Source organism: Helicobacter salomonis, assembly GCF_900197775.1.
In the GTDB taxonomy this organism is placed as follows: Bacteria; Campylobacterota; Campylobacteria; order Campylobacterales; family Helicobacteraceae; genus Helicobacter; species Helicobacter salomonis.
In genome coordinates, this window is the sequence record NZ_FZMA01000015.1 from 1 (window position 1) to 23,929 (window position 23,929).

Here is a 23,929-nt window from a genome sequence, read left to right on the forward strand (position 1 = left end):
CCCCCTAAGAACGACGATGAGGAATAATTAGATCAATCCCAGCTCTCTAGCTAGGAATTTGCCCGTATAACTGCCCGTTTGGGCATGTGTTTTAGCCACTTCTAGGGGCGCGCCTTGTGCGATTACCTGCCCGCCCCCGCCCCCGCCCTCTGGCCCCATGTCAATGATATAGTCGGCGTTTTTGATGATGTCTAAATTGTGCTCAATCACGAGCATCGAGTTACCCAATTCTACGAGTGAGTGCAAAACATTGAGCAATAATTGTACATCTTCAAAATGTAGCCCCGTGGTGGGCTCATCTAAGATATACAGCGTTTTGCCCGTGTCTTTACGACTCAATTCTTTAGCCAGCTTGATGCGCTGGGCCTCTCCCCCGCTTAAAGTGGTGGCATTCTGCCCTAAAGTGATATAGCCCAAACCCACCGCGATTAAAGTTTGCAGTTTAGAAGCGATTTTAGGAATTTTGGCAAAAAACTCTAGGGCTTCTTCGACGCTCATATTCAACACATCGGCGATCGATTTGCCCTTGATCTTAATAGCTAGAGTTTGAGCATTGTATTTACTCCCCTTACAAGCATCGCATTGCACCATCACATCGGGCAAAAAGTGCATTTCAATCTTAATATCCCCCTCCCCATGGCATTTTTCACAACGCCCCCCTTTCACATTAAAGCTAAAGCGACTCGCGCTATAACCCAAAACTTGCGCCTCCTTGCTTTGGGCAAAGAGCACGCGGATTTCGTCCATCACTCCCGTATAAGTAGCCGGATTGGATCGCGGGGTCTTGCCAATGGGGGCTTGATCCAGATAGATCACCTTGTCTAAATGTTCTAAACCCTGAATTATGCCCTGGGCTGGGCTAGACGACCTAGCGTGGTTGAGTGTGCTCTGTGCCATAGGTAATAAGGTTTGCAAAATGAGCGAGCTTTTTCCACTCCCACTCACCCCACTAATGCACACAAAACGCCCTAAAGGGATTTGCACGCTCAAGTTATGGATATTGTGGATACTCACTTGCTGGAGTTCTAAAAACTGGGTGGGGGGGTGGTGCAAGTAACTAGGGCGTTGGATGTTTTTACGCCCACTTAAATACAGCGCAGTGGAGTGTGCACTTTTTAAGAGTTCTGGCACGCTGCCACTAAAGATCACCTCTCCCCCGTATTTGCCAGCCCTAGGTCCGATGTCCACGATGAAATCGGCTTGCTTGATAGTTTCTCTGTCGTGTTCGACCACGATGAGGGTGTTACCCTTTTGTTGTAGATGTTGCAGGGTCTCGATCAATTTGAGTGTGTCGCGCTCGTGCAGGCCAATACTAGGTTCGTCCAAGACATAGAGCACTCCGGTAAGCCCGCTCCCAATCTGACTAGCAATGCGGATTCGCTGACTCTCTCCGCCGCTAATACTGCGTGCATCGCGCCCCAAAGTCAAATATCCTAACCCCACAGACACCAAAAAAGAAAGTCTTTGGGTGATTTCTTTGAGAATAGGTGCGGCGATGTGGGCATGTTGGGGGCTTAAATGGGCGAAGTGATCGGGATTGTTAAAAAAGGTATGCACAGCGTCAATGGGCATGTCTAAAATCTGAGCAATTCCTAAATTTGCTACTCTAACCCCCAAAGACGCACCTTTAAGGCGATGCCCTTGGCATGTAGCGCAGGGCTTTTCTTGCATGTAATGCTGCAAATCGTGCGAATCTTTGATCGCCTCATAAGCCATTTGCACCACCCCTCTCCAAGGGCGTTGTAATTGCTCTTGTTTCCAAGCAAAGCACACTTCTTTAGCATTGCCATATAGTAGGGCTTTTTGTTGGGCAGGATTGAGTGCGTTAAAACTCAAATTCATGTCAATTTCATTGGTCTGACAAAAGCCCTCCAAAAACGCGCGGTAATAACTATCAGGGTAAATCACCTTGATATGATTCAAGGGGGCATGGGGTTCTAAAATCTTATGGATGTCCAAGCTCAACTTACTCCCCAATCCTGCGCACGCCTCACACGCCCCCTTAGGGGAGTTGAAAGAAAAGCTCAAGGGTTCTAAAGGCTCAAAACTCACCTTGCAAGCAAAACATGCCAAATGCTCGCTATAATGCGCGCTTTTCTGCGTGTTGACATCGACAATTTCCACTTCGCCATAACTCTCCGCTAATGCGCGCTCGATCCCACTTGCCATGCGCGCATGGTTGTCCACCTCCACCACCATGCGGTCAAGTACGAGTTTTAAGGTGTGTTTTTTGGTTTTAGCCAGCTCGATCTGTTCATCTAGGCGCACTAACACCCCATCAATTTGAGCACGCACAAAACCCTTTAAACGCAGAGCTTGCAATTTTTCTTTAAAGCTCCCCTTTTTGTCGCGCACTAGGGGGGCTAGAATTAAGATCGTGCACCCTTGAAAGCTATGCATCACTTGAGTAACGATGTCGCTCGCACTCATCGAGGCAATGGACGCACCGCATAAATGGCAGTGTTGCGTGCCAACACGCGCATATAGCAGGCGCAAGTAATCGTAAATCTCGGTGATGGTGCCCACCGTGGAGCGCGGATTTTTGCTAGTGGTCTTTTGATCGATGGCAATGGAGGGAGTCAAGCCTTCGATCTTATCTACGGCAGGCTTGCCCACGCGGTCTAAAAACTGGCGCGCGTAACTGGAGAGGGATTCTAGGTAACGGCGTTGCCCTTCAGCATACAGAGTATCAAAAGCTAAGGAAGACTTGCCCGAGCCACTCAAACCCGTAAACACAATGAAGCGGTTCTTAGGCAAAGTCAGAGTGATGTTTTTTAGGTTATGTTCCCTAGCCCCATAAATCGTAATATTATTTGGCAAAGTGTGCTCTTATGGTGAAATTTAGCGGGGTATTATACTAGATTTGTGTAGGCGGTAGTTTAAGGATAAAAAAAGATAAAATTCTTGTTTTCTGAGTTTAAACATGCTATTATTGCGCTAAATTGAATTTTTTTTATCATCAAAGGGTGGTCATGAAACGGCTTTGCTTGGGTATTTCTCTAGTTTTAGGATCGGTAAGTGGGCTTGTGGCCGAAGAAAATGGTGTATACCTGGGGGCGAGTTATCAAATCGGGCAGGCGAGGATGTATACCAATGTCTATAGCGAATGGAAGGATGGGACTCTCTACCCCCCCGGCACAGGTCCTCACTACAATAATTTTCAGGGTACGAATGTTAGCTGGCACGCCAAATATGGCAATGGCGCACTCAATGGTTTTGGAATCCAAGTAGGTCAGAAGCTTTTCTTCAAACCCCCTAATGCCAAAACTAAGTGGGCAGGCTTGCGCTATTATGGCTTTTTTAACTTCGGGCATGCCAATCTAGGACCACAGCGCAGTGATGTAGGCTCTAGCCCAGAGGTGCGCCTCAACATGACGGCTTGGGGGGTGGGAATCGACGCGCTAGGGAATTTTATTGATAGAGCTAATGCGAGCGTGGGACTTTTTGGGGGCGTGGCCATTGGGGGCAATAGCTGGACTAGCTCAACCACTGATTTTTGGAAACAACAGCTAATCAAGCGTGCTAACCTCAATTACACTCCCAAAACATCTCCGGTTAACTTTCAGGTGTGGCTAGATTTTGGACTACGGACCAACCTTTTCAAGCACAATGGGGTGGAATTAGGGGTTAAGGTTCCACTCTTGGTCAATCAATTCTTGCATAACCAGTGGTGGCGCTACAATTTAAAGCGCGACTACTCGGTCTATGTTGCCTACCTCTACACCTTTTAAATTTCAAAAAATTCAATCCCTCCAAAACGCTCCCTATAGCCTAAGAGGAGTGGGGGTTCTTTTGCAATGACTTGGCACGCATGAGGAATTTGATGGTGCTTGTGAAGAGCACTCCTTCAAAGATCGCTGCAATTACAAGGGAATAATAGGTATTTTGATCAATAGCCCCAACTCTTAACCCCACACTCGCGGCCGTGATGAGAAAAGTTAGGGGCATGGACGCACTCAAGGCGAATAAACCTGTGTGCCACAGGTTTCGGAAATGTCTGCCAAATAAGGTAAAACTTGCGCTGACATGCAAGGCAAACATAGCGCATACAATCGCGCAGGCATGAGAGATGAGCCCGGGGTTAGCGATGATGAGTTTTAAATCTAGGGTTGAACCCACATGCACGAAGAATAGGGGGACAAAGAAACCAAAGCCCACATCGTTGAGTTTGTCAAATAATTCGTGTTTATGAGGGAAAAAGGTGGACACGATCGTGCCTGCTAAGAACGCGCCCAGCACTAACTCCAACTTGAGCCACCCCACAATCACGACAAGTCCAAAAAAGAGCATGATGGTAAAACGAATATCCTGATTAGACTCGTTATCCGGGGGCATGATGAAGAGTTTTAAGCGTGGAAACCACCAAAACAGAATTTTAAAAAGTTGCACCAAGCCCACGAGTGCAACCATGAAAGCCAATAAGATACCTAGAGTTCTACTCAACTGGGAACTTAGGCCGTGCAGGTAAATGCCATCCACAATCACCAACAAAACAATACTCGTGAGCTCGCCCAGCACTCCTACTTTGAGCACCAAATCTAGCCACGGCACTTCTTTGCCATATTCGCGCACCAAGGTCATGATCATCCCCAAGCTCACAATGGGTAGAATGATGATATAGAGGGCGGGGAGCTTGGCACTTAGAGTGATTGTGGAGGAGAGAACATAGAGCACACCAAAGTAGCCCAGAATTCTTTTGAGTAAAGATTTGTCAAGTTGTTTGAACATGTACAGGTCTACTTCCATGCCACATAAAAACATTAAAAACAAAAACCCCACCTCTGCCATCAAGTCAAACCCATGGCTGGGGGCAAATAAACCCGCATACGCTCCTAGCATACCAAAGAGGATTTCTAACACCGCTACGGGCATTTTAATGACCTTACTCACATAGGGCGCTAAGACCACCAAAGGGGTTACGATGGCTAGAATGAGAAAGTCGTTCAAGTCAAACTCTTAAGTCCTAAGACCTGCAAGAGAGCTTTGGGGTAGAGTTGGTGCTCTAAGGCATGGATACGTTGCTCAAAACTCTCAAAACTCTCCTGAGGCTCTGGAACTAGGGCTTGTTGGGCAATAATGGGGCCACTATCTAGCTGTGGTGTTACAATGTGCACGCTCACGCCCATGCCTTCTTTAGCCTCAAAACTGGCACGCAGAGCGTCCTTACCCTTGAAGTGGGGAAGCATGGAGGGGTGAATATTCAAGGTGGGGAAATGCTCTAAAAATAGGGGGCTTACCAAGCGCATGTAGCCAGCTAACAAGACAATATGGCAGCGCGCCCTGTGCAGATGCTCGATGAGAGCGCGCTCAAAATCCAATGTTTGCGCATGCGCACGTGGCTCAACTACTTGGCAAGGCACACCCAATTTTTGCGCGCGCGCGATGCCCGGAGCCTGTGGCTTATTAGTTAGACAGAGGGCTACCTCGATCACAATGGGTTTTGTGCCCAAAAAAGTATGTTGGTGCAAACTCTCAATAAGGGCTTGCATGTTAGAGCCCTGACCGCTAAATAAAATCCCTAAGCGCAATAGTGAGGAGGGTAAACTCTCTAGCAAGCTCTCAAACATCGCTATCCTTTAGCCAGATATGGCGCATTCTAACATGTTTTTTGGGCGGCTTTTATGCTATAATCGCGCGCTACACTATTTTATTTCGGAGTTTTTAATGGGACAAAAACATACCTTTCAGACCGAGATCACGCAACTTTTAGATTTGATGATCCACTCTTTATATTCTAATAAAGAGATTTTTTTGCGCGAACTCATTTCCAACGCCTCTGATGCATTAGATAAACTGAATTACTTGGTGCTCAGCGATGAAGCGTATAAAAATTTGGACTTTGTGCCCCAGATTCACCTAAGCTTTGATTCGACCCAGAAGACCATTACCATCTCTGACAATGGCATTGGTATGGATGAGTCAGAACTCATCGCTAATCTAGGCACGATCGCCCAATCAGGCACGAAAAACTTTTTGGCGCATTTGAGCGGAGATAAGAAAAAAGATAGCGCGCTTATTGGACAATTTGGGGTGGGTTTTTACGCCAGCTTCATGGTGGCTCACAAGGTAGTGGTGCAGAGTAAAAAGCCCTTGAGCGATCAGGCTTATGCGTGGATGAGCGATGGGAAGGGGGAGTATGAAATCAGCCCTTGTGTGAAAGAGAAGTTTGGCACAACTATCACGCTTTATCTCAAGGAAGAAGAGGCAAAGTTTGCTAACCGCTGGGAAATTGAGCATATTGTGAAAAAGTATTCCGAGCACATTCCCTTCCCCATTTTCTTAACTTATACAGAGAGCAAGAGCGAGGGAGAGGGCGAGAGTAAGAAGGAAATCCAAGAAGAAAAATGCACTCAAATCAATAGCGCAACCGCCATTTGGCGCATGAATAAGGCGGATCTCAAGGACGAGGATTACCAAGAGTTTTACAAGAGTTTTGCTCATGACAATAGCGCACCTTTAAAATGGGTGCATACTAAAGTGGAGGGCACGCTAGAATACAGCACTTTATTTTATATCCCCAGCACCGCTCCCTTTGATCTCTTCCGTGTGGATTACCAATCTGGGGTCAAACTCTATGTCAAGCGGGTCTTTATCACCGATAATGACAAAGAATTGCTACCCCAATATCTGCGCTTTGTGCGCGGCATCATCGATAGCGAAGACTTGCCTCTGAATGTCAGTCGTGAGATTTTGCAGCAAACCAAAATCCTGGCTACGATCAAAAGCGCGTCTACTAAGAAAATTTTAGCTGAGATCGCTACCTTGAGCCAAGATGCAGACACTTACAAGAAGTTTTATACACAATTTGGGCGCGCGCTCAAGGAGGGCTTGCATTCAGATTTTGAAAATAGGGATAAACTCTTGGAGCTCTTGCGCTTCACAAGTTCTAAGGGGGCGGATTTTCTCTCCCTTAAAGATTACAAGGCTAACATGCCCACAGAACAAAAGAGCATTTACTACATGATGGGGGAGAATTTAGACCTTCTCAAAGCCGCACCTCTGCTGGAAAAATACGCTCAAAAGGGATTTGAAGTGCTCTTGATGAGCGATGAAATCGATGCGTTTGTGATCCCGGGCGTGCAGGAATACGATAAGACTCCCTTGAAAGACGCGAGTGCGCTAGAAACGCTTAAAGAGTTGGGGCTTGAGGAAGTGAGCGATACAGAAAAACAAGAGTTTAGCGCGGTGGTAGAAGCCTTTAAAGAAGCTCTTAAAGATGAGATCAAAGATGTCGCTTTATCTAAAGACCTTCAATCTGTGGTGGCCTTGGTGGGTGATACGCAAAATGCCATGATGGCTAATTTGATGCGTCAAATGGGCCAGGAAATGCCCAAACAGCCCAAAACCCTGGAACTCAACATTAATCATGCCATTATGCAAAAACTCAAAAGTGTGGAGGATAAGACCATGCTCTCTGATGTGGCGCATTTGCTATTTGAGAGCGCACACTTACTAGAGAATGGCGCACTCAAAAATGCCAAGGATTTTAATCAACGCCTCCACAACACCATTTTGCGCGCCTTTTAAGTCTTATGTCGCGCTGTATGTAACTCACAGCGCGACATAATCTACCTCTCTTGGGCGTTGGTGTTGCAATACCATGCTTTTAGACTTGGTCACCCCCTCAGAAGTTCCAATCACAAGTAATTTAGCCTCACTGGCTACGATGGTATCCCCCTCAGGCATGGGAATATAGCGTCCATCCTTTTGAATAATGCCAATCACAAAAACTTTAGCAATTTCTCTAAAATGTGCCTCTTTGAGTTTGCGTTGCACCAGCCAGCTTTCCTTGGGCACAATCACCTCTTCTAAGTCTAAGAGCGTGTCTTTTTTGTAAATGAAATTCTCTAAAATATTTTCCATATCCGGGCGAATAGCCATTGCGCTCACCCGTTGAGCCATCAATTTGGTGGGGGACACCACACTATCTGCGCCCAATTTTTTGAGTTTTTCTAAACCTTCGTCATTATCTGCGCTAGCGATAATGTAGTAAGGCTTGCGCCCTAATTCTTTTTCCAGCAGCCGCACATTGGCAATTAGAGCAATGTTCACGGATAAAATTTTAGAAAAGGTAACCACACCTTTAGCACTACTCAGATTGGTTTTTAGCATGCTCAAATTGGTGTGTGGGTCACCTGAGATAAAATAGGGATATTTGTGTTTAAGAGCTTGTTCTTCAAATTCTGGATTGTCATCTACGACCACGAAGGGGATTTGCGCATTGCGGAATTGTTTGGCAAGTTCGATGGTGTACTCATTATGATAGCAAATAACATAGTGGTTTTTGAGGCGTGCGATTTTGTAAATCATCTTTTTCTCCCGAATCAGTTTAGCTAACACTCCCTTGTTGATCACCCCTATGAGCACGGCGACTGTGAAGGTCATCAACGCCTCCCCACAAAACATGATCAAGACGCTTAGAAAAATACTCCAAGTCCCAAACTTGCTCTCGTCCAAAGCCCCAAAACCCGTGGCTGTAAAGGTGTAAGAGGTCTGAAAAAAGGCTTGCATGAGGGAGTAGTTCTCCAAGCCTAAATAGCCCAGCGTGCCCAAGAGAATAAAGAGTTGGATGAGCACTAAAGGCAGAGCAAAAAGCTTAAAGTGGGAATAAATTTCTGCGTTGATTTGGCGATCAGCACTCTCTTTGGGGGGTTTTTTCTTGAAGAGTGCCTTAAAATTAAACATCATCCTCACCATTCACGCTCCAAATCCCTAAACTTTTGGGCTAGTGGGCGTCTGTTTGTATCACACTACTGGAGCGCTTTATAAATCGATATTCTGTGTATCCTTGCTTCATCTTTGTTCACCCCTCAGTTTTGCTGTGCTAGTGTTGCGCGTGCCCACAGGGGCTCTCGTACACCACCCATCATCTAAAAAACCGGGAGTGCGACATCAGTAAAGGAAGCTCGAAGCTATGAAGAATATTAAAGGCTAGCCTTTGCGCATGGTTCTCAGTGTGGAAGCTGCGACGCGGACCTTTTGTCTAGTGCCATCTTCCAGTGTGATACGGATAGTGCGCAAATTAGGCAATAAGCGCCTTTTATTTTTGTTATTGGCATGGCTAACATGGTTGCCTACCATGGGGCCTTTTAAAGTAAAATCACACCGACGAGCCATCGATTCTCCTTTCAAATAAAAGCTCACATTATAGCCTAATGCGTGCTCTTTGTGCTTAAATTAATGCGTTGCAGGTTTAGCAGGGGCGACATGCCCTATATCTTTTTCCATGATTCCCTGAGGTTTGGGGGTTTTATCGGTGATAGTGGGCAAGTTGGGGTAGGTAATAGTAGGTTTCTTGCCAGTAAGAGCGCCAAAGAAGATGGCGATTTTTTGGGCCTCTGCATCGCTGATATGGATTCCTAATTGCACCGCACCCATCGCTTTGATCGCATCTTTAATATCCCAATACTGCCCATTATGGAAATAAGGCATTGTTTCTAAAATATTACGCAAGGTAGGCACTTTGATGAGCCCATCCTTATTCCCCTTGAAATCCCCGACATTGGCAAATTCATAGGGGGCGGCCACTTGGAAGGGTTGCATTGTCCCCCCTAAATTGATTCCATTGTGGCAACCTGTACACCCCTTTTCCAAAAAGAGGGCCAGACCTTCCTGTTCTTTGAGACTCAAGGCTTTGACATTGCCCCGCAAGAAGTCATCAAAACGATTAGGCGTATTGAGAGTGGCCTCAAACATGGCAATGGTATCTGCAATCAAGTTGAGATCGATTTTGACATTATTACCATAGGCGCGTTTAAAAGCTTTGACATAGCCAGGCATAGAATTGATCTTGGCTTCTACGACCTTAGGATCAGCATTCATCTCCACGGGATTGGTAATGGGTCCCTTTGCCTGCTCATCTAAGTGAGCCGCCCGTCCATCCCAAAATTGCACGGCGTTAAAGACAGAATTATATACCGTGGGAGAGTTTAAAAAGTGTGGGTTGGGTTTCCAACCCTCACCCACCGCACGCGAAACCATGTCCACTCCAGCCATGCCTAAATTGTGGCATGTGTTACAAGAAATGAGATAGGAGGTCGATATTCTGGGGTCTAAATAGAGCATCTTCCCTAGTTCTACTTGATCTTTGGTAAGCAAGGGTCCCTTATAGGAGACACCCAAATTACGCACCTTGTCTTTAAGATACTTGTCTAAAACTTTGCCCGTTGGCATGGGCATTAAATTGGAGTCTAGCGCCTTTTTGATCAGTTCTTGCGCATTGATCGTCTGGCTGGCCTTATTGGCATAAAGAGCTGTGCATAGTCCAAGAGAGACCAAGGATGTTTTTAATAAATTTTTAATTACAACTGGCATAGAAAACCCCTTATAACAGTTTAGGCATGGAAATTATACGGCAAAATCCCAGTCTAGTCAATGTGTATCGAAATAGTGCTGGATTTTTTCATGATCATGAGTTTGGCTTAAGGCGAGCATGAGAAGTATCCTAGCCTTTTGAGGATTGAGATTATCACTGGTTAAAAAGCCGTATTGTACATCGTCAATTTCTCCTGGACGCGTAATAAAACCGCTTCCCGCTCGGCTAGAACGCACCACAACCACGCCTTTTTTAGCCGCGTCAGCCAGCGCATCTAGCACCGCTGGATAGAGATTGCCATTGCCCATCCCAGCGCTCACAATTCCTCCAGCTCCGTGCTGGAGTGCGCTTTGCACGAAGTCTGCATGATCGTTGGCATGAGAATAGATAACATCCACACGGGGCAGAGAAGAACGGATTGCAGTGATGTCAAAGGCACTTTCTAGGGTATGTTTGCGCAAGGGTTGCATGTAAAGACGCGCATGCCCATAGAGCACGTGCCCTATGGGACCGCTATTAAGCGATTTAAAAGTGCTCACCCCTGTACTATGAGTCTTGCTCACCTCTCTAGCCGCATGGATGGTATCGTCCATCACGACCAACACTCCCTTACCCTTGGCTTCTTGGTTGCTAGCTAGCGCAATGGCGTTATAAAGATTGAGCGGGCCATCTGCACTCAACGAGTCCGCGTTGCGCATTGCACCTACCATTACAATAGGCTTATGACTCTTGATGACCAAATTTAAAAAGTAGGCACTCTCCTCCATCGTGTCCGTACCATGCGTGATCACCACCCCATCCACTTCCCTTTCAGAGAGCAAGGCCTGCACGCGCTTGGCTAACTTCAACCAGATAACATCATTCATTTCTTGTGAACCAACATTGCTCACCTGCTCGGCCTTGAGATGGGCTAATTCTTTAGCCTGCGGGATCATTTTCAGTAAGCTATCCACGCTCAACGAACCAGATTGATAAGCACTGCTCAGCGCGCTCGCAGAACTCCCTGCGATCGTGCCTCCTGTGGCTAAAATGCAAATACTAGGCTTGGCACACATCAAACACACCCCAAATAACATTAAGATCAAAGACTTATATAGAGAGCCTAGGAGTATTCTAGTCTATAAAGACTAATTAAGCTCTAATGATTCGCTATCAGTAAAGCTCCGTGGAGACTAGACTTTTCGCGCTTGATAAGGCGTATGGCTTTGATTTTCTCTACCTTGTTCACCTTACGGCTAGGGGTGTAGCAATAGACATAGTCATTGAGTAGAGATTTATTGCGCTCTTTGGCTTGTTAGTTGAATTTAGCCAATTGTGCCATCAGTAAGCGGTGTAGCACTAACCTCCCTACTCCACAAAGAGAGTATCACCTTTAGAGATGGCCAGAGTGTAGGGATTAGTGAACCTACTCTTTTTCAGCTGCAAAAGGCCATGAATGCAGGCGATGATGTGTCTCAGATCAAAAGCCTTTTGTTTGACTGCTCTATGGGCGAGATTGATGAGCGCTTCATCAATGCCCTGCCCCTAGAAGAGTTTGAGAAACTGGCTAAGACCATTGCCAAATTCAGAGGGGTAGATGAAAAAAACTTAAGAGGGGCGTAGCCTTACTAGGCTATGCCCTGCACTTTGGGTACACAGAAGTGATGCACATGCAAGTGAGCGAATTTTTGGCTTATACGCAGTTGGCTAAAGAGATTTTAGAGAAGGCACATGGGATTAGGTAGTGCGGGCTTAAGTTTAGGTTTAAGCCCATTGGATACAATAGCCCCGTGGTGGGGACGCGCCCCTAAAGACGCGTCCCACTTGGTTAGTATAGTGGCATGGTCAGTACCACTAACACCACGAAGGCTATAAAGAGCTTCATAGCGGGTCTCCTTTCCGGGAGGCCACCCACTGCACTCCCCGACCCTCAAACATTGATACGCCAAATTGTGACCAAAAAGGCGACCCGCCATGGCATCCATCTGCATTATAACACACCTCCCCCTTTAGGAAATTGCCATGCAAACCGAACTCAGTATCCGCATTAGACCCCAATTAGACGCTTTTAGAGAGAGCATGAGTGCCGCACGCCGTGCTCTCTCTTTAGAAACTTCTAGCGGAGTGGTGGAGGGCGTGCAAGCCTCCATGCGCTCTTTGCGCAGTAGTCTAAACTCCTCTTTGCGTTTAGGAGAAGTGGCTAGCACACAGGTGCGCGCTATCAATGCTGAACTACGCCAAGTCAACACCGCAGTGATCACCCAACGCTTCAATGAGAGCATGAACCGCATTAAGGAGAGCATTGGGGGCGTGCTGGCTACTGTTGGTGCAGCCACTGCTACGCTGGGCAAGCCCATTAAAGCCAGCATTGACTTTGAGGACAGCTTTGCCAGTGTGAAAAAGGTGCTAGATGAGGCTACAGACCCTGAAAAGCTCAAAAAAGGAGCAAATGTAACAATCCAGCACAGCTAAAATTCCAAGTGCGTATGGAGTTGGGCGGAAGGCTTTGCTCTAATAGCCCTTAGAAGAAATTAGGCGGAAGCTTCTAAAACTTCTCGTATGTGTTGAGCAATGGTGGAGATGTCTTTTTCAAAGAGTGCGTACATATCCAGCACCACACAGTTAGCGCGCATCACTCCAGCCACACCTCTTTTATAAAGAATGTGATAAAGGGCTTTAACATCCATGCCAGCTTGTATTTGCACCCCAAAACTCTCTAACAATCCCCCCTGCACGCCTCCTCCCACACGGGCTTGAGTGGGGATCACAAAGGCTTTTAAGGCCTTTAGATCGCTTAAAGCGCGGTGAAGTTTAAGGGCTTTATTGAGCAAAGCGTCTTTATCTTGGGCTAAAAAGATTTCTATAGGGGTTTTCTGACCTTGCAAACAGCCTTGCAAGGTTTTGGTGAGCAAGAAGAGTGTGATCTTATCCACTCTAAAAGCGCGATAAAGCGGGTGGGTGCGCAACGCTTCTATATGTGTTTTATTTCCTAGAACGATCCCCGCTTGTGCACTTCCTAATAATTTATCTGCACTAAAGCTTAAGAGATGCGTTCTTTTCAGAGCTTTTTTGGTATCCTCCACACTTTGCATACTCCCCAAATCCTCATAAAAGATCAAGTCTTTTTCTTGAGCTAGACTAAAGAGAGATTTAGAGGGCACACTTGCCACAAATCCTTCCATAGAAAAGTTACTCCAATGCACGCTAACAATCAGTTCGCTAGCATCGTTGCAGGCATCCTTATAATCACGCAAATAGGTTTTATTCGTGCTACCCACAAGCTTAAGATGAGTAACACTATCTAAGAGCTCATGAGCTCTAAAACCTCCCCCAATTTCCACCAATTGCCCATAAGAGAGCAGGGTCTGTTTGCGCTTAGACTTAGGAGCAAACGCGCTAGCCACTAAGACCAACGCGCTCGCGTTGTTATTGAGGATAAGCGCATCGGGGGCGTTGAAAATTGCCTTTAAAAGGTTTTGTGCCTGAAAAGCGCGCTCAAAACGCTTTGTGGATTGCAAATCCACCTCCAAATCCACATAGCCATTTACAATTTCCAATTCCCTAAGCGCGCCGCTCTCTAAAGGTGCACGCCCCAAATTAGTAGAGAGCAACACCCCAGTAGCATTGTAGACTTTTTTAAAAGGGGGAGCTAGCAGGGCTTCATAGCGTGCTTGGAGTTGATTGCACCACTGGGCTAAATTTTCATAAGCGTGCTGATTTTGCCGACATTCCTCCAGTAATTCATTTGCTAGAGCCTTTAAAACGGATTTATCACAGCCTGCAAAACAAGGGGCATCTAGTAGAGTGTGCATAGCGGGTAAAGATTGCATAAGTGCATTGTAGCATAAGTTTGAAATCTGATCTAGCTGTTTCGCTTTAGCATTATTTAAGGGAATAATGATTACAATCGGCCTTTGTTTTTTAGGGCTTATAGCTCAGGTGGTTAGAGCGCACCCCTGATAAGGGTGAGGTCAGAGGTTCAAGTCCTCTTAAGCCCACCATGTTTCAATTTAAACTTTCTTCTTTGCGGGGGATTAGCTCAGCTGGGAGAGCGCCTGCTTTGCACGCAGGAGGCCAGCGGTTCGAGCCCGCTATCCTCCACCAGTTAAGACTTTGCCTCTTGAGCTGATTTTCAGAGATTAGCTGTAAGCTTCTTGCAATGCTGCCAACAATTGTGTTAAAAAGTAACATATATGCCAAGAAACAACAAACAATCAAGCATTAACTATTTGGGAGTCCTCAAAGTTTTCAGCGCGCTCAATTTTTCCACTCTCCTTAAATGAACAACGATTTGACGGCCTATTCTAGCAAATTTTAGAGTTTTACGGGCACGATAGTCCTATGGAATTTTATCCATGCGTAAAACTCCTTCCTTCAAAGAAACGCGTAAGAAAAAATCTATCTTCACATAGGTAGACGAGATTAGTAAAACCCGATGTGGTAGAATTTGATACGCTCAATCAATCCCCCCAAAAAACCAATTCACCCATAACCCCCCACAACTAGGCTTTTCTAGCCTATTGCAATCCTTCTTCTTTGCACTCAACTGAGCCAAGAGTATTCTCAAGCTAAGTCTTAACCTACAAGCGCGCTTGAAAAAACTCTGCTAAAGGGCGCGCTCAAATCCCCAAGGGGGGGTGACTTTTTATGAAGTCATAAAGCTCTCATTCAACACACATCCACTAATCACAGAACTCCAAAACAAACAAAGGAGCAACAATGAGATACTACCCCCGCAATGGAATGCTTTATGCTGAAGTGTACGAGCAGGGCAAACGCAAACGCTTCAGCTTGAAAATGCCCGACACACCAGAAAATCGCGCCAAAGCCCAAGCCCAAATCAAATACGCCAATAGCCCTTCTTTAGGCGTTGTTGTAGAAGAATACCTCCAAAGACATAATCTAGGCCTCAAGCCCCTCTCTTTGGTCTAAAGGCCTGCAGACCCTCAAGCGTCTCTTCACCCAGCAGAGCACTCTAAACCTGGATTGTTTAGAGCAGAGTGAAAGAGTGGCCTTTGAAGATTTTCTAGCTTATCGGCAAGAACACACCAAGATCACCCATAGCACCAAGAGAGTCTTGCTCAACCACTGCCTAGAGCTCAAAAACCAGGGACATGACATTGCAGCCTGCATCTACCACTCTATGCGCAACAATTACCGCGATATTTACGCACCCAAAGAGTACACCCAAACCAAGGCTAAGGGCATCTTAGATCGCATCATCAAGGCCTACAATGGCTTTAGCTACGCCAATATGGAGGAGAGCCTAGTGATGATGATTGATCACTACATAAAGGCGCACAATGAAGCCTAAAGAACACACGGGGAGTTTCTTTTTGACTAAAGCTGTACTGGGCTTACTGGATACCATTGCGCAGTTAGAAGGGCAGAGCCGTGGAGTGGTGGTGGAGCGCATCATGCGCTTCTACTTGCTCAAGAGAGGAGAGAGCAGTGCAAAAGACTATTGGGACAAGTCCAAACGCGCCTACAAGGCTAAGAAAAAAGTTCTGCGTGCATCCCCATATCAGCCACGCCTTCAAGCGCGCGGCCAAAGCAGAGGGAATCAGCCAGAACGCGCTGCTAGAGCGTTGCGTCCTAGAAGCCCTAGATATTTTCGCCCTAGAAAATCTCTACCTACGCGCACAGAAAGAAATCTTTTTGGCAAATCTTAGCAAAGGAGAGAAGATGAAAACTTAGGACAGGGTCGGGCCAATAGGATTTTAACAAAAAATACAAAGAATAAGAAGGAAGAACAATGGATGTGGTGTATTCCAAAAAATACGAAGATGTATTGAACTTGGCTGCAGGGCTCAATGGGCAAAATAAGCTAGAAGTGCACAAACTAGCAGCCATGCTAGTGTATGCAGAGCATGACTATTGCCAAAGACTGCAATCACGACCTCAAGCGATTAGCAAAGAGATTTTTCTCCTATGCCTTTTTGGAGCTTTACCCCTGCATTTTCTGTCGGCTAAACTAGGCCATCCTAGCTCGCTTTTGGTGGAGCTTTCATGCGTTGCAATTTTGGGCTACGCCCTATCTTTTTTGCGTACCAAGCTCAACAGATCGAGCTGATGGGAATCTATGTGATTGCTGGAGTTTGAGAATCCGGGCCTACAGAAAGACAGACGCGAGCTCTAAACTCTATTCCCAAAGCCTTTAAGAAAGTTTGCAGGGAGTTGTGAATGTCTTGGGGGTTTAGGTCTTTGAGGATAAACACCAATTGGGGTTTTTGCCCGTGGATGTGATTTAGATGGGTCGGAGGATAGATGATGTGTTGCACTCCGTTGAGAGCCACACACGCTTCATGTGTTTGGATAATTCCCTTGGTGCGCAAAATGCGATCTCCATATCTGTAGAGCAGAAAGCTTAACCACAGGGTAAAAGCACTCCAATCTAGGCATGCTTCTAATTCTAAACATAGGGTTTGGAAGTGTGGGTGGGGTGTTGGGGTGGGTATAGAGGAGACTGGCGGATTTTCTTGGAGCAAGACTAGAGGGTCTAGTTTGGCTTTATCGTAGATGAGTGCAGTAGGGTTGATGCTAACCACTAGGGAGCTCAGGGCGTTAAAATTATCTTGCAAATCCGTTTTGGTGATCACCACCACGCTGGAAGTGGCGATCTGATTTTGCGCTTCTGTGTGTTGCTCTAGGTGCTGTGCGCCTAAGAGAGCATCTAGGCAGGTGATGACACTTTGCACCTTAAAATGTTGGCTCAAAAAGACATCATGTATAAGGCTGAAGAGAATGGGGGCTGGGTTAGCAATGCCGCTGGTTTCTAAGATCACATGATCGGGGGCTTCTTGGGCAATGACCCTAAGCGAATCGATCAAGTCTTGGCGGTAATGGCAGCACACACAACCCCCCTGCAATAGCCGTATGCGCTCGGGCACAAAACATAAATGTTTTAACACCTGCGCGTCTAAACCCACCTCCCCCCACTCATTCACCACTACAGCTAAGTTTTGGGAGCGATGGGCCTCTAAAATTTGGGCTAATAGAGTGGTTTTGCCACTCCCTAAAAAGCCGGTTAGAATGCTAATGGGGATTTTAGCCACGGCTCAAAAAATCTAACAAGGCGGGGTCTAAAATATCTAGGGGTTTGGAGCTTAAATTTTGCGCCTTGTAACAAAGCCCACCCAAGTCCTTCACCAATTCCCTGCGTCCCTTTTGATCCTCTAAGATGAATTGCGTCCCCCATGTGCGTAATTTTAACCCGTAGAATTTGAGGATTTTATTGGCTATCTTCACTCTTTGCATGCGGAGTCGCATGCGTTGGGCTGGCAACACATGCGCATCACTCCAGTGCAGAGCCGTGTTGAGATCCGCACACAGAACACACATTATTTTTTTCTAGGACAGCGACGGATAAAATCATCGGCAATGGTGTTAAAGTCCACCCAACGCACGCCCTTATGGCGGTTGATATATTGGATAATGCGTTCATGCATGCGCAAGACCTGCGGTCGCCCGCTCACATCTGGGTGAATGGTCATGCAAAAAACGGCGTAATCCATTTCGTGGTAAACCCAATCAAATTGCTCAAGCCAAAGTTCTTCGATGTGGCGTGGGGGGATAAATCCAAAGCTATTGGGGGCTTTTTTGATAAACATCATGGGGGGTAGGTCATCCAAATACCAATTACCTGGTATTTCTACCAAATCTGTTTCCACTCCCCGCACTAAGGGTTTCATCCACTCCTTAGCTTCTAGGCTATAATCGATGGTAGTCCACGAATCCCCCACCCGCACATAGTAGGGGGTGAAATCTCGGTGCATCAAAGAGTGATCGTATTTCACTCCATATTTTAAGAGCAGTTCGTTAGTAACACTAGAAAATTCCCACCAAGGTGCAACATAACCAGTGGGATTCTTGCCCGTAAGGTCTTTGATCAAGCCGATAGTTTTGACCAAAACATCTTCTTCTTGTTTAGGGGTCATGGCAATGGGATTTTCATGGGAGTAACCATGCAAGCCCACTTCATGCCCGGCTTGAACGATCAGTTTCACCTGATCGGGAAAGGTTTCTATAGAATGCCCGGGAATAAACCAAGTGGCGGGGATCTTATATTTTTCAAAGAGGTTCAAGAGGCGTGGCACACCCACCTCACCGGCAAAAATTCCCCTTGAAATGTCATCTGGGGAATCCTCCCCCCCGTAACTCCCAATCCAACCTGCTACCGCATCGATGTCCACACCATAAGCCACTAAAATTTCTTTTGCCATGTCCGTCCCTTTAAGATACCTGTGTTTTTAAGGCGTGCACTAAATTTAAATCCCTCAAATAAGGAATCTCCTCTCTCTGTCTAGCTACCTCTTCTAAATTCAGCTTAGTTACCAGCACCTCATCCAGCCCACCGCTAGCCTCGCATAAAAGATCCCCCATGGGATTGATAATCCTAGAGCGCCCCGCAAATTCCAAATGGTGGTGGCTATAGGGGTGCTCCTCACTCCCACTACGATTGGAAGCGAGCACAAACACCCCATTTTCTAGGGCGCGCGCTCTACTCCCTAAATCCCATGCATAGCCTCTCCTGCGACTAAAAGCGGCAGTAAAGATCACTACCTCTGCCCCTTGTAAAGCTAGGGCTCTTGAGCCTTCAGGAAAGCCCACCTCATAACAAATCTGCAAGCCTACTTTTACGCGCACTCCCCCTAAATCGAGTGTGAAAATAGGGTAAGAATCCCCTCGCTCAAAGCGATCGATCTCATCTCCCCATAAATAGATTTTGCGGTATTTTCCTACAAGTCCTTCAGGAGAGAGAATATAGGCACTATCATATAGATGTATCCCCTCCTTCTCGATTCCACACCCCACCACCACGACCCCGCTCTGCTCAACAAAACGCTGTAGGGCTTGCAAAGTGGGCGCGCTCAAATCTCCCAAAGAGCTAGCTAGCTCCCTATCCTTAGGGTGCACACAATACCCACTATCAAATAACTCAGGGAAAACAAGGAGCTGTGCCCCCTGTTGGTGTGCCTCTTTGGCTAAACCTAAGGCTCTCTCTAAATTCTGCGCGCTTGCAAAAGAAAGGGCTTGCATTTGCACCACACCGGCTATAATTTCTCTTGCCATCTTGACCTCCTAAAAGTCTCAGATCAAAAGCCGACCCCCTCCCTTAAAAACCAAATCACACCAATTTGTGATGCACCTCACCACATTTTTCCTCTAGTTCCTGCACCCTTTTTTCCAGCTGGGCAATTTTGAGGACATGGCGGTTGGGCACTACCACGAGGGGAATGTCTTTAACTTTACCTTTAACGCGTTTAGGGCCATGGTGATCCCACACGGTCGCGATGAGTTCTTCTGGGTTTTCCTCGCCCCAAGAACCATAATAGAGCAGGTCTTTGGGAGGCTCGTCTTTGACATGCTTTTTCACAAACTCATCATAGGGTAAGCCTCTCTTGAGACGGGCTTTGCGCTCATCAGCACGCAATTTTCGCGTAGCCTCCTCATCGACTACAAAGGTTTCCTTATCCCAAACCACCTTATAGATATTAGAAGCCACATGCTCAGAGATACGCCCTATTTGCAAGTCCTCCATCACTAGTTCAGGGTCGCGCTCGAGCACATCTCCATAACCCCCACCACAGCCTTGCGAAATCATGTAAAGTTCACCCTCTTGGGAGCGGTCAAATTGCAAGCCCATGTGATAAGTTGTGTAAACTCCACCTTCAAAGGGGCGCTCATTCATCACGCGTTCCATAGATAGATCAAACTCTTCAGGGTTCTTTTTGATGATCTCAAAGATATTGATTCCCTTGACCATGGCTAAGGGGTAGGTGGCGCACCCATAGCCTCCGAAGAGTCCGGGCACACTAGAAAATTTTGCCCCAGAAGTTACAGTCATGAAGCCCCATTCAGGCGTGTTGCGCGCAGCTACAATCATCTCATAGCCCATGCCACCGCGGTATTTTCCAAAGCCTTGGTTATCACGCACCACGCGCTTGCTCACCAACTGCAAGAAAGGCACTTCTTCTTCCATTACCTCTTGTTCGCCAATATCCGCCATCGCGCAGAAAAGTGGAGCGACTGCGTCCTCGCCATCTCTAAAGGCTTTCGCACCACCACCCATGCCATTGAGATCAGCGCACAGATTTCCCACCTGTTCACCATGCTGAGTTTCCCCGCCCCATAAAAAGTCGTTGATCTGGTTAAACCAAGGGGCTAGGACATTGGCGTACTTGGTGTGCATAGAGAATTGCAATTTGGCATAGGCAATCTGCAAGGCACTAAATGCCCTAAAGGAAGCTTGCAAGTTCTGCCCATTGGGCGCATCGTAAGAACAATCCCCCCAAGTGCCCTCATCTGAGATGATCTCAATGGGGGAGAGCGCCCCAGTGGAGCGGGGCAAATCAGGCCACCAGTGGTTTAAAATCGCTTGAGCAAAAAATGCCTTAGTGGATGCTAGAGGAGAGTTGATGGCGCGGTTGATAATCTCTTTGCCAGAGCCTCTTAAATCCACGGTCATGTGATCACCCTTTACCGTGATTTTGCAAGCAAACTTGATTAAAATGTTTTCCTTGAGGGTGGAATCGACAAACTGCTGCACGGTAACGATGCCATCAGGCATGGCAGCGATACGGCGGCGCACTTCATTTTCCACATCCTCAACGGTCATGCGAATTGCCCCTACAAAGGCATCAATCCCGTATTCATCGATCATGCGATCCACAATGTCCATGACTCGGCGCACCGCCCCCATTTTGACCTTAATGTCAGCGAGCATTAGTTTAGGATCGCGGGTGGAGTGTTGCAAGAAAGTCAACAGATCACGGCGCAATTTACCCCGTTCGACAATTTTCATGGGGCTTCCGCGCAGACCATCATCGAAGGGAGTTTCAGAGCCTGAAGGCATGCCTCCGGGTTCACATGCTCCATTTTCCCCCTCGTGAATAGTCGCCCCCACCCAAGCGATGATCTCGCCATTGCGAATCACAGGGGTTAACATGGATTGATCTGTGTTGTGTACGCATCCAAAGCGTGCATCGTTATGGAAAAAGCCATCTCCCTCATGAATACCCACGGTGGGTTCGTCCTTCCAATACTTCATAATGTAGCGAATCGGGTGGTGCAACACGGCTGCAAAGGCGATCACCCCGCGATTGGACATATAGCACACATCTCCACTAGCAGTGTAAACTGCTACAGAGAGGTCTGCCCATTTGGCCCCCGGAGCCGCCCCCATGCTCTCGCACATCTCAAAGGCTTCATCTAACGATCCGCTCAAGCGCCTGCGGATGCGATCGTAAAGCAAGGGATTGCCTCCTTTTTTGAGTACCTCCTCCTCCAGAGGGGTGCGTTTAGCAATGGAGTGGTGGCGCATGATCGCTGGATCAGGGCCTAAAAATAAAGTGGTTTCGTTCATAAAATCATCCACCCATGCTTGCTCCTCTGCACTTAATTCCTTTTTTGGGGCGTGCCCGTGGTGGCTGTGGGCATGGGGGTGTTTGTGGGCTTCTACATGAGTTCCTTGTTTTTTCATTTTCTCTCCTTATTTGGCATTGACATCGTCTTTAAGCAACCAAACCGCCCCTTGAGGGGTGGGCTCTACGCGCCAGTTCTTCTCGATGAGGTATGTTGTGCTCTTGGTGGTGATGATGGCAGGACCATGGATCACATAATCCGCATTCAAGACACTTTCATCGTAGATAGGCGTTTCGATGGGATCTTTCTCATCGACATAGTGCACCTTGCGCGTGCTTTTGGCGGTAGGGACGCGTCTTTTATGATCAGAATAGAGCTCCTTGAAATGCACTACATCAGTTTCAATGTAGGTCGCTACGCGCACGGTTTGCACACGCACGCCCGCCTCTGGAGCTTCTACCCCCTTGCCATAGCGTTTAGCATAGACATCTGAGAAAGTGCGGATGGCTCGCAAGACATCCCCCACATGATTAAAGCGGTTAATATCGAGCACGACCGAAGTGGTAACCCTCTGGTTACCATAGCGCATATCCATTTCCAAGCGGTGTTGCACCCCAGAAATATCATAACCCTGACGGCGTAAATCCTCCTTGCCGCGTCTTTCCAATTCTTCGATGTATTCGTTCATGCGATCGTATTCGTCAAAGAGTTTGCGTTCAATGGGTTCATAGAGCACAATATAACCACTGCGCTCATGGATGTGCAAGGGCTTCATATTCCCTGCCCCAAGGGCGGAGAACACGGAGGCAAATGGGGGGAATAGGATTTTATTGATCCCAGCGTGGTAGGCAATTCCACAGGCATGCAAAGGACCATTGCCCCCATAGGCGACCATGGTAAATTCATCTACATTACCCCCATTTTTGCGCAATTCCATTTCAATACCGATTGCCATTTGCTCGTCCACAGTGCGTTTAATCACCTTAGACACTTCAATCACATCTAAATCTAAGGCGTCGCAGAGCTTATCTTCAATCACAAATTTAGAGCGTTTAGGATTGAGCTTGATCACCCCATTCGCATAATTATCTGGGTCCAAATAGCCCAAAAGCAAGTCGGCATCGGTCACCGTGGGGTTGAGTCCGCCCCGATCGTAGCAAGCAGGTCCTGGGTCAGAACCCGCACTCTCAGGTCCAATTTTGACCGCTTGGTGAATGCGATCGTAGGTGGCAATTGATCCCCCCCCCGCTCCTAGAGTGTTAAGATGGATCATGGGCAAAGTAACCAGCCAACGACAAATTACGGGTTGAAAATCGTAGTGTTTCACCCCACCCTTGGGCAAAATCCCAATATCAAAAGAGGTCCCTCCCATATCCATACACACTACATTCCCAATATCTGTAGCTTCTGAGAGGTGTTGGGAGGCACTCACCCCACTCACGGGTCCTGAGTGAATGGTTTGCAGACTATCTGTGGAGTTACTCTGCGCCATTCCCCCACTATTGTGAATTACTAGCATGGGTTTGCCATACCCACTATCACGCAGGTTAGAGCTGAGTTGGCTTAGAGCATGGAACATGATTTCATAGAGGAAAGCATCAATAATGGTCGTATTAGCGCGGACATACTCACCCTTACGGCCTGAAACTTGGGAGCTTAAAATTACAGGGATTGCTCCCAATTCGTGGGCGGGGTATTCCTCTAAGATAGTTTCTAACACCAGTTGCTCATGGCTGGGGTTTTCGGTGGCATTAGTCAACGCAACTACAATGGCTTGCGCGCCATTATCCACCAAATCGCGCACCTGTTTTCTGACATCTTCTTTTTGCAAAGGGACCAAAATCTCCCCCACACTATCCACCCTCTCTTTAACAGAGCGCACCATACGCCTGGGCACAATGGGGTCAGGGCGTTGAGCGTTGGGCATGTTGCCCTGTTCTGTAACATCTAAGCCCTCGCCATAGCCCTTGCCTCGTGAGAGATGGATGGTGTCTTCAAAGCCATGGGTAACAATCGCGCCCACACGCGGACCCTTGCCCTCAATCAAGGCATTCGTGCCCAAAGTCGTGGCGTAACGCACACTATCCACTTCTTTGAGCACTTGTTCTCTAGTGAGACCTGCCATTTTGCACGCATTGTCCAAAGCAGCGTTAAAACCCAAAGAGAGATTGTGGTGCGTGGTGAGTGATTTAGACTCGATGTATTTTCCATCCCAGGCAAAGAAACAATCTGTGAAAGTCCCGCCAATGTCTACAGAGATGCGTTTCATGG

22 protein-coding genes and 2 tRNA genes are annotated in these 23,929 nt (G+C 47.1%); 10 read left to right on the plus strand and 14 right to left on the minus strand.

Annotation, left to right across the window (positions count from 1 at the left end; genetic code table 11):
- Positions 1-27 precede the first annotated feature (27 nt).
- On the minus strand, positions 28-2,820 hold the full coding sequence (uvrA, locus tag C6H04_RS02985) for an excinuclease ABC subunit UvrA (RefSeq protein ID WP_104732287.1): 2,793 nt from the start codon (positions 2,818-2,820) through the stop codon (positions 28-30).
- 152 nt (positions 2,821-2,972) lie between these two features.
- Here uvrA and C6H04_RS02990 point away from each other — a divergent pair, with 152 nt between their 5' ends.
- Entirely contained in the window at positions 2,973-3,731 is a 759-nt protein-coding gene (locus C6H04_RS02990; protein ID WP_104696138.1) for an outer membrane protein, read from the plus strand.
- Between the two features lie 40 nt (positions 3,732-3,771).
- Here the strand turns inward: C6H04_RS02990 and C6H04_RS02995 are convergent, their stop codons facing one another.
- Together C6H04_RS02995 and purN are read right to left on the minus strand one after the other, a co-directional pair.
- Complete coding sequence (locus C6H04_RS02995; protein ID WP_104732288.1) at positions 3,772-4,947, minus strand: cation:proton antiporter; 1,176 nt, start codon at positions 4,945-4,947, stop codon at positions 3,772-3,774.
- Positions 4,944-5,567 (minus strand): phosphoribosylglycinamide formyltransferase, encoded by a 624-nt coding sequence (gene purN / locus C6H04_RS03000; protein WP_104732289.1) that lies wholly within the window; start codon positions 5,565-5,567, stop codon positions 4,944-4,946. The genes C6H04_RS02995 and purN overlap by 4 nt, the downstream gene beginning before the upstream one ends.
- 97 nt (positions 5,568-5,664) lie before the next feature.
- Here purN and htpG point away from each other — a divergent pair, with 97 nt between their 5' ends.
- Positions 5,665-7,527 carry a molecular chaperone HtpG gene (gene htpG, locus C6H04_RS03005; RefSeq protein WP_104696151.1) on the plus strand — a complete coding sequence of 621 codons (1,863 nt, stop codon included), beginning with the start codon at positions 5,665-5,667 and terminating at the stop codon, positions 7,525-7,527.
- A 24-nt stretch (positions 7,528-7,551) separates the two neighbouring features.
- Here htpG and C6H04_RS03010 read toward each other — a convergent pair whose 3' ends face one another.
- From C6H04_RS03010 to C6H04_RS03025, 4 genes are all read right to left on the minus strand, one after another.
- On the minus strand, positions 7,552-8,685 hold the full coding sequence (locus C6H04_RS03010) for a potassium channel family protein (RefSeq protein WP_233709690.1): 1,134 nt from the start codon (positions 8,683-8,685) through the stop codon (positions 7,552-7,554).
- A gap of 246 nt (positions 8,686-8,931) precedes the next feature.
- Positions 8,932-9,117 (minus strand): 50S ribosomal protein L28, encoded by a 186-nt coding sequence (gene rpmB / locus C6H04_RS03015; RefSeq protein ID WP_104696142.1) that lies wholly within the window; start codon positions 9,115-9,117, stop codon positions 8,932-8,934.
- A 60-nt stretch (positions 9,118-9,177) separates the two neighbouring features.
- Positions 9,178-10,314 carry a cytochrome-c peroxidase gene (locus tag C6H04_RS03020; protein ID WP_104696143.1) on the minus strand — a complete coding sequence of 379 codons (1,137 nt, stop codon included), beginning with the start codon at positions 10,312-10,314 and terminating at the stop codon, positions 9,178-9,180.
- Positions 10,315-10,371: 57 nt separating this feature from the next.
- Positions 10,372-11,391: a type II asparaginase gene (locus C6H04_RS03025; protein ID WP_104732290.1), complete on the minus strand. Its 1,020-nt coding sequence runs from the start codon at positions 11,389-11,391 to the stop codon at positions 10,372-10,374.
- 355 nt (positions 11,392-11,746) lie between these two features.
- On the opposite strand from C6H04_RS03025, the gene C6H04_RS08105 reads away from it, so the two are divergent.
- Positions 11,747-11,917, plus strand: a complete 171-nt coding sequence (locus C6H04_RS08105) for a hypothetical protein (RefSeq protein WP_233710983.1) — start codon at positions 11,747-11,749, stop codon at positions 11,915-11,917.
- A gap of 399 nt (positions 11,918-12,316) precedes the next feature.
- The gene (locus tag C6H04_RS03040; RefSeq protein WP_104732292.1) at positions 12,317-12,766 is read left to right on the plus strand and encodes a hypothetical protein; all 450 of its coding nucleotides are present in this window, start codon (positions 12,317-12,319) and stop codon (positions 12,764-12,766) included.
- Between the two features lie 59 nt (positions 12,767-12,825).
- Here the strand turns inward: C6H04_RS03040 and selA are convergent, their stop codons facing one another.
- Positions 12,826-14,124, minus strand: coding sequence for an L-seryl-tRNA(Sec) selenium transferase (gene selA / locus C6H04_RS03045; protein ID WP_104732293.1), 1,299 nt, complete (start codon positions 14,122-14,124; stop codon positions 12,826-12,828).
- Between the two features lie 94 nt (positions 14,125-14,218).
- On the opposite strand from selA, the gene C6H04_RS03050 reads away from it, so the two are divergent.
- The 6 genes from C6H04_RS03050 (at position 14,219) to C6H04_RS03075 (ending at position 16,367) form a co-directional block, all read left to right on the plus strand.
- Positions 14,219-14,295: transfer RNA gene (locus tag C6H04_RS03050), tRNA-Ile, on the plus strand.
- Positions 14,296-14,322: 27 nt separating this feature from the next.
- Positions 14,323-14,398: transfer RNA gene (locus C6H04_RS03055), tRNA-Ala, on the plus strand.
- A gap of 615 nt (positions 14,399-15,013) precedes the next feature.
- Positions 15,014-15,226 carry a hypothetical protein gene (locus C6H04_RS03060; protein WP_104695149.1) on the plus strand — a complete coding sequence of 71 codons (213 nt, stop codon included), beginning with the start codon at positions 15,014-15,016 and terminating at the stop codon, positions 15,224-15,226.
- 76 nt (positions 15,227-15,302) lie between these two features.
- Positions 15,303-15,608, plus strand: coding sequence for a phage replication initiator YdaU family protein (locus C6H04_RS03065; protein WP_104732294.1), 306 nt, complete (start codon positions 15,303-15,305; stop codon positions 15,606-15,608).
- Positions 15,598-15,966 carry a hypothetical protein gene (locus C6H04_RS03070; RefSeq protein ID WP_104732295.1) on the plus strand — a complete coding sequence of 123 codons (369 nt, stop codon included), beginning with the start codon at positions 15,598-15,600 and terminating at the stop codon, positions 15,964-15,966. Before C6H04_RS03065 ends, C6H04_RS03070 begins: the two co-directional genes overlap by 11 nt.
- A gap of 83 nt (positions 15,967-16,049) precedes the next feature.
- Complete coding sequence (locus C6H04_RS03075) at positions 16,050-16,367, plus strand: hypothetical protein (RefSeq protein ID WP_104732296.1); 318 nt, start codon at positions 16,050-16,052, stop codon at positions 16,365-16,367.
- Between the two features lie 7 nt (positions 16,368-16,374).
- Here the strand turns inward: C6H04_RS03075 and C6H04_RS03080 are convergent, their stop codons facing one another.
- From C6H04_RS03080 to C6H04_RS03105, 6 genes are read right to left on the minus strand one after another with little or no spacing between them, the layout of a single operon-like run.
- Positions 16,375-17,349: a CobW family GTP-binding protein gene (locus C6H04_RS03080; RefSeq protein ID WP_104732297.1), complete on the minus strand. Its 975-nt coding sequence runs from the start codon at positions 17,347-17,349 to the stop codon at positions 16,375-16,377.
- Positions 17,342-17,635 (minus strand): hypothetical protein, encoded by a 294-nt coding sequence (locus C6H04_RS03085; protein ID WP_104732298.1) that lies wholly within the window; start codon positions 17,633-17,635, stop codon positions 17,342-17,344. The genes C6H04_RS03080 and C6H04_RS03085 overlap by 8 nt, the downstream gene beginning before the upstream one ends.
- Complete coding sequence (locus C6H04_RS03090) at positions 17,635-18,516, minus strand: polysaccharide deacetylase family protein (protein WP_104732299.1); 882 nt, start codon at positions 18,514-18,516, stop codon at positions 17,635-17,637. Before C6H04_RS03090 ends, C6H04_RS03085 begins: the two co-directional genes overlap by 1 nt.
- 10 nt (positions 18,517-18,526) lie before the next feature.
- Positions 18,527-19,366, minus strand: a complete 840-nt coding sequence (locus C6H04_RS03095) for a carbon-nitrogen hydrolase family protein (protein ID WP_104732300.1) — start codon at positions 19,364-19,366, stop codon at positions 18,527-18,529.
- Positions 19,367-19,421: 55 nt separating this feature from the next.
- On the minus strand, positions 19,422-21,776 hold the full coding sequence (locus tag C6H04_RS03100; RefSeq protein ID WP_199766009.1) for a hydantoinase B/oxoprolinase family protein: 2,355 nt from the start codon (positions 21,774-21,776) through the stop codon (positions 19,422-19,424).
- Between the two features lie 9 nt (positions 21,777-21,785).
- A complete protein-coding gene (locus C6H04_RS03105) occupies positions 21,786-23,927 on the minus strand; it encodes a hydantoinase/oxoprolinase family protein (protein ID WP_104695141.1) in 2,142 nt (713 codons plus the stop codon).
- Positions 23,928-23,929: the final 2 nt, after the last annotated feature.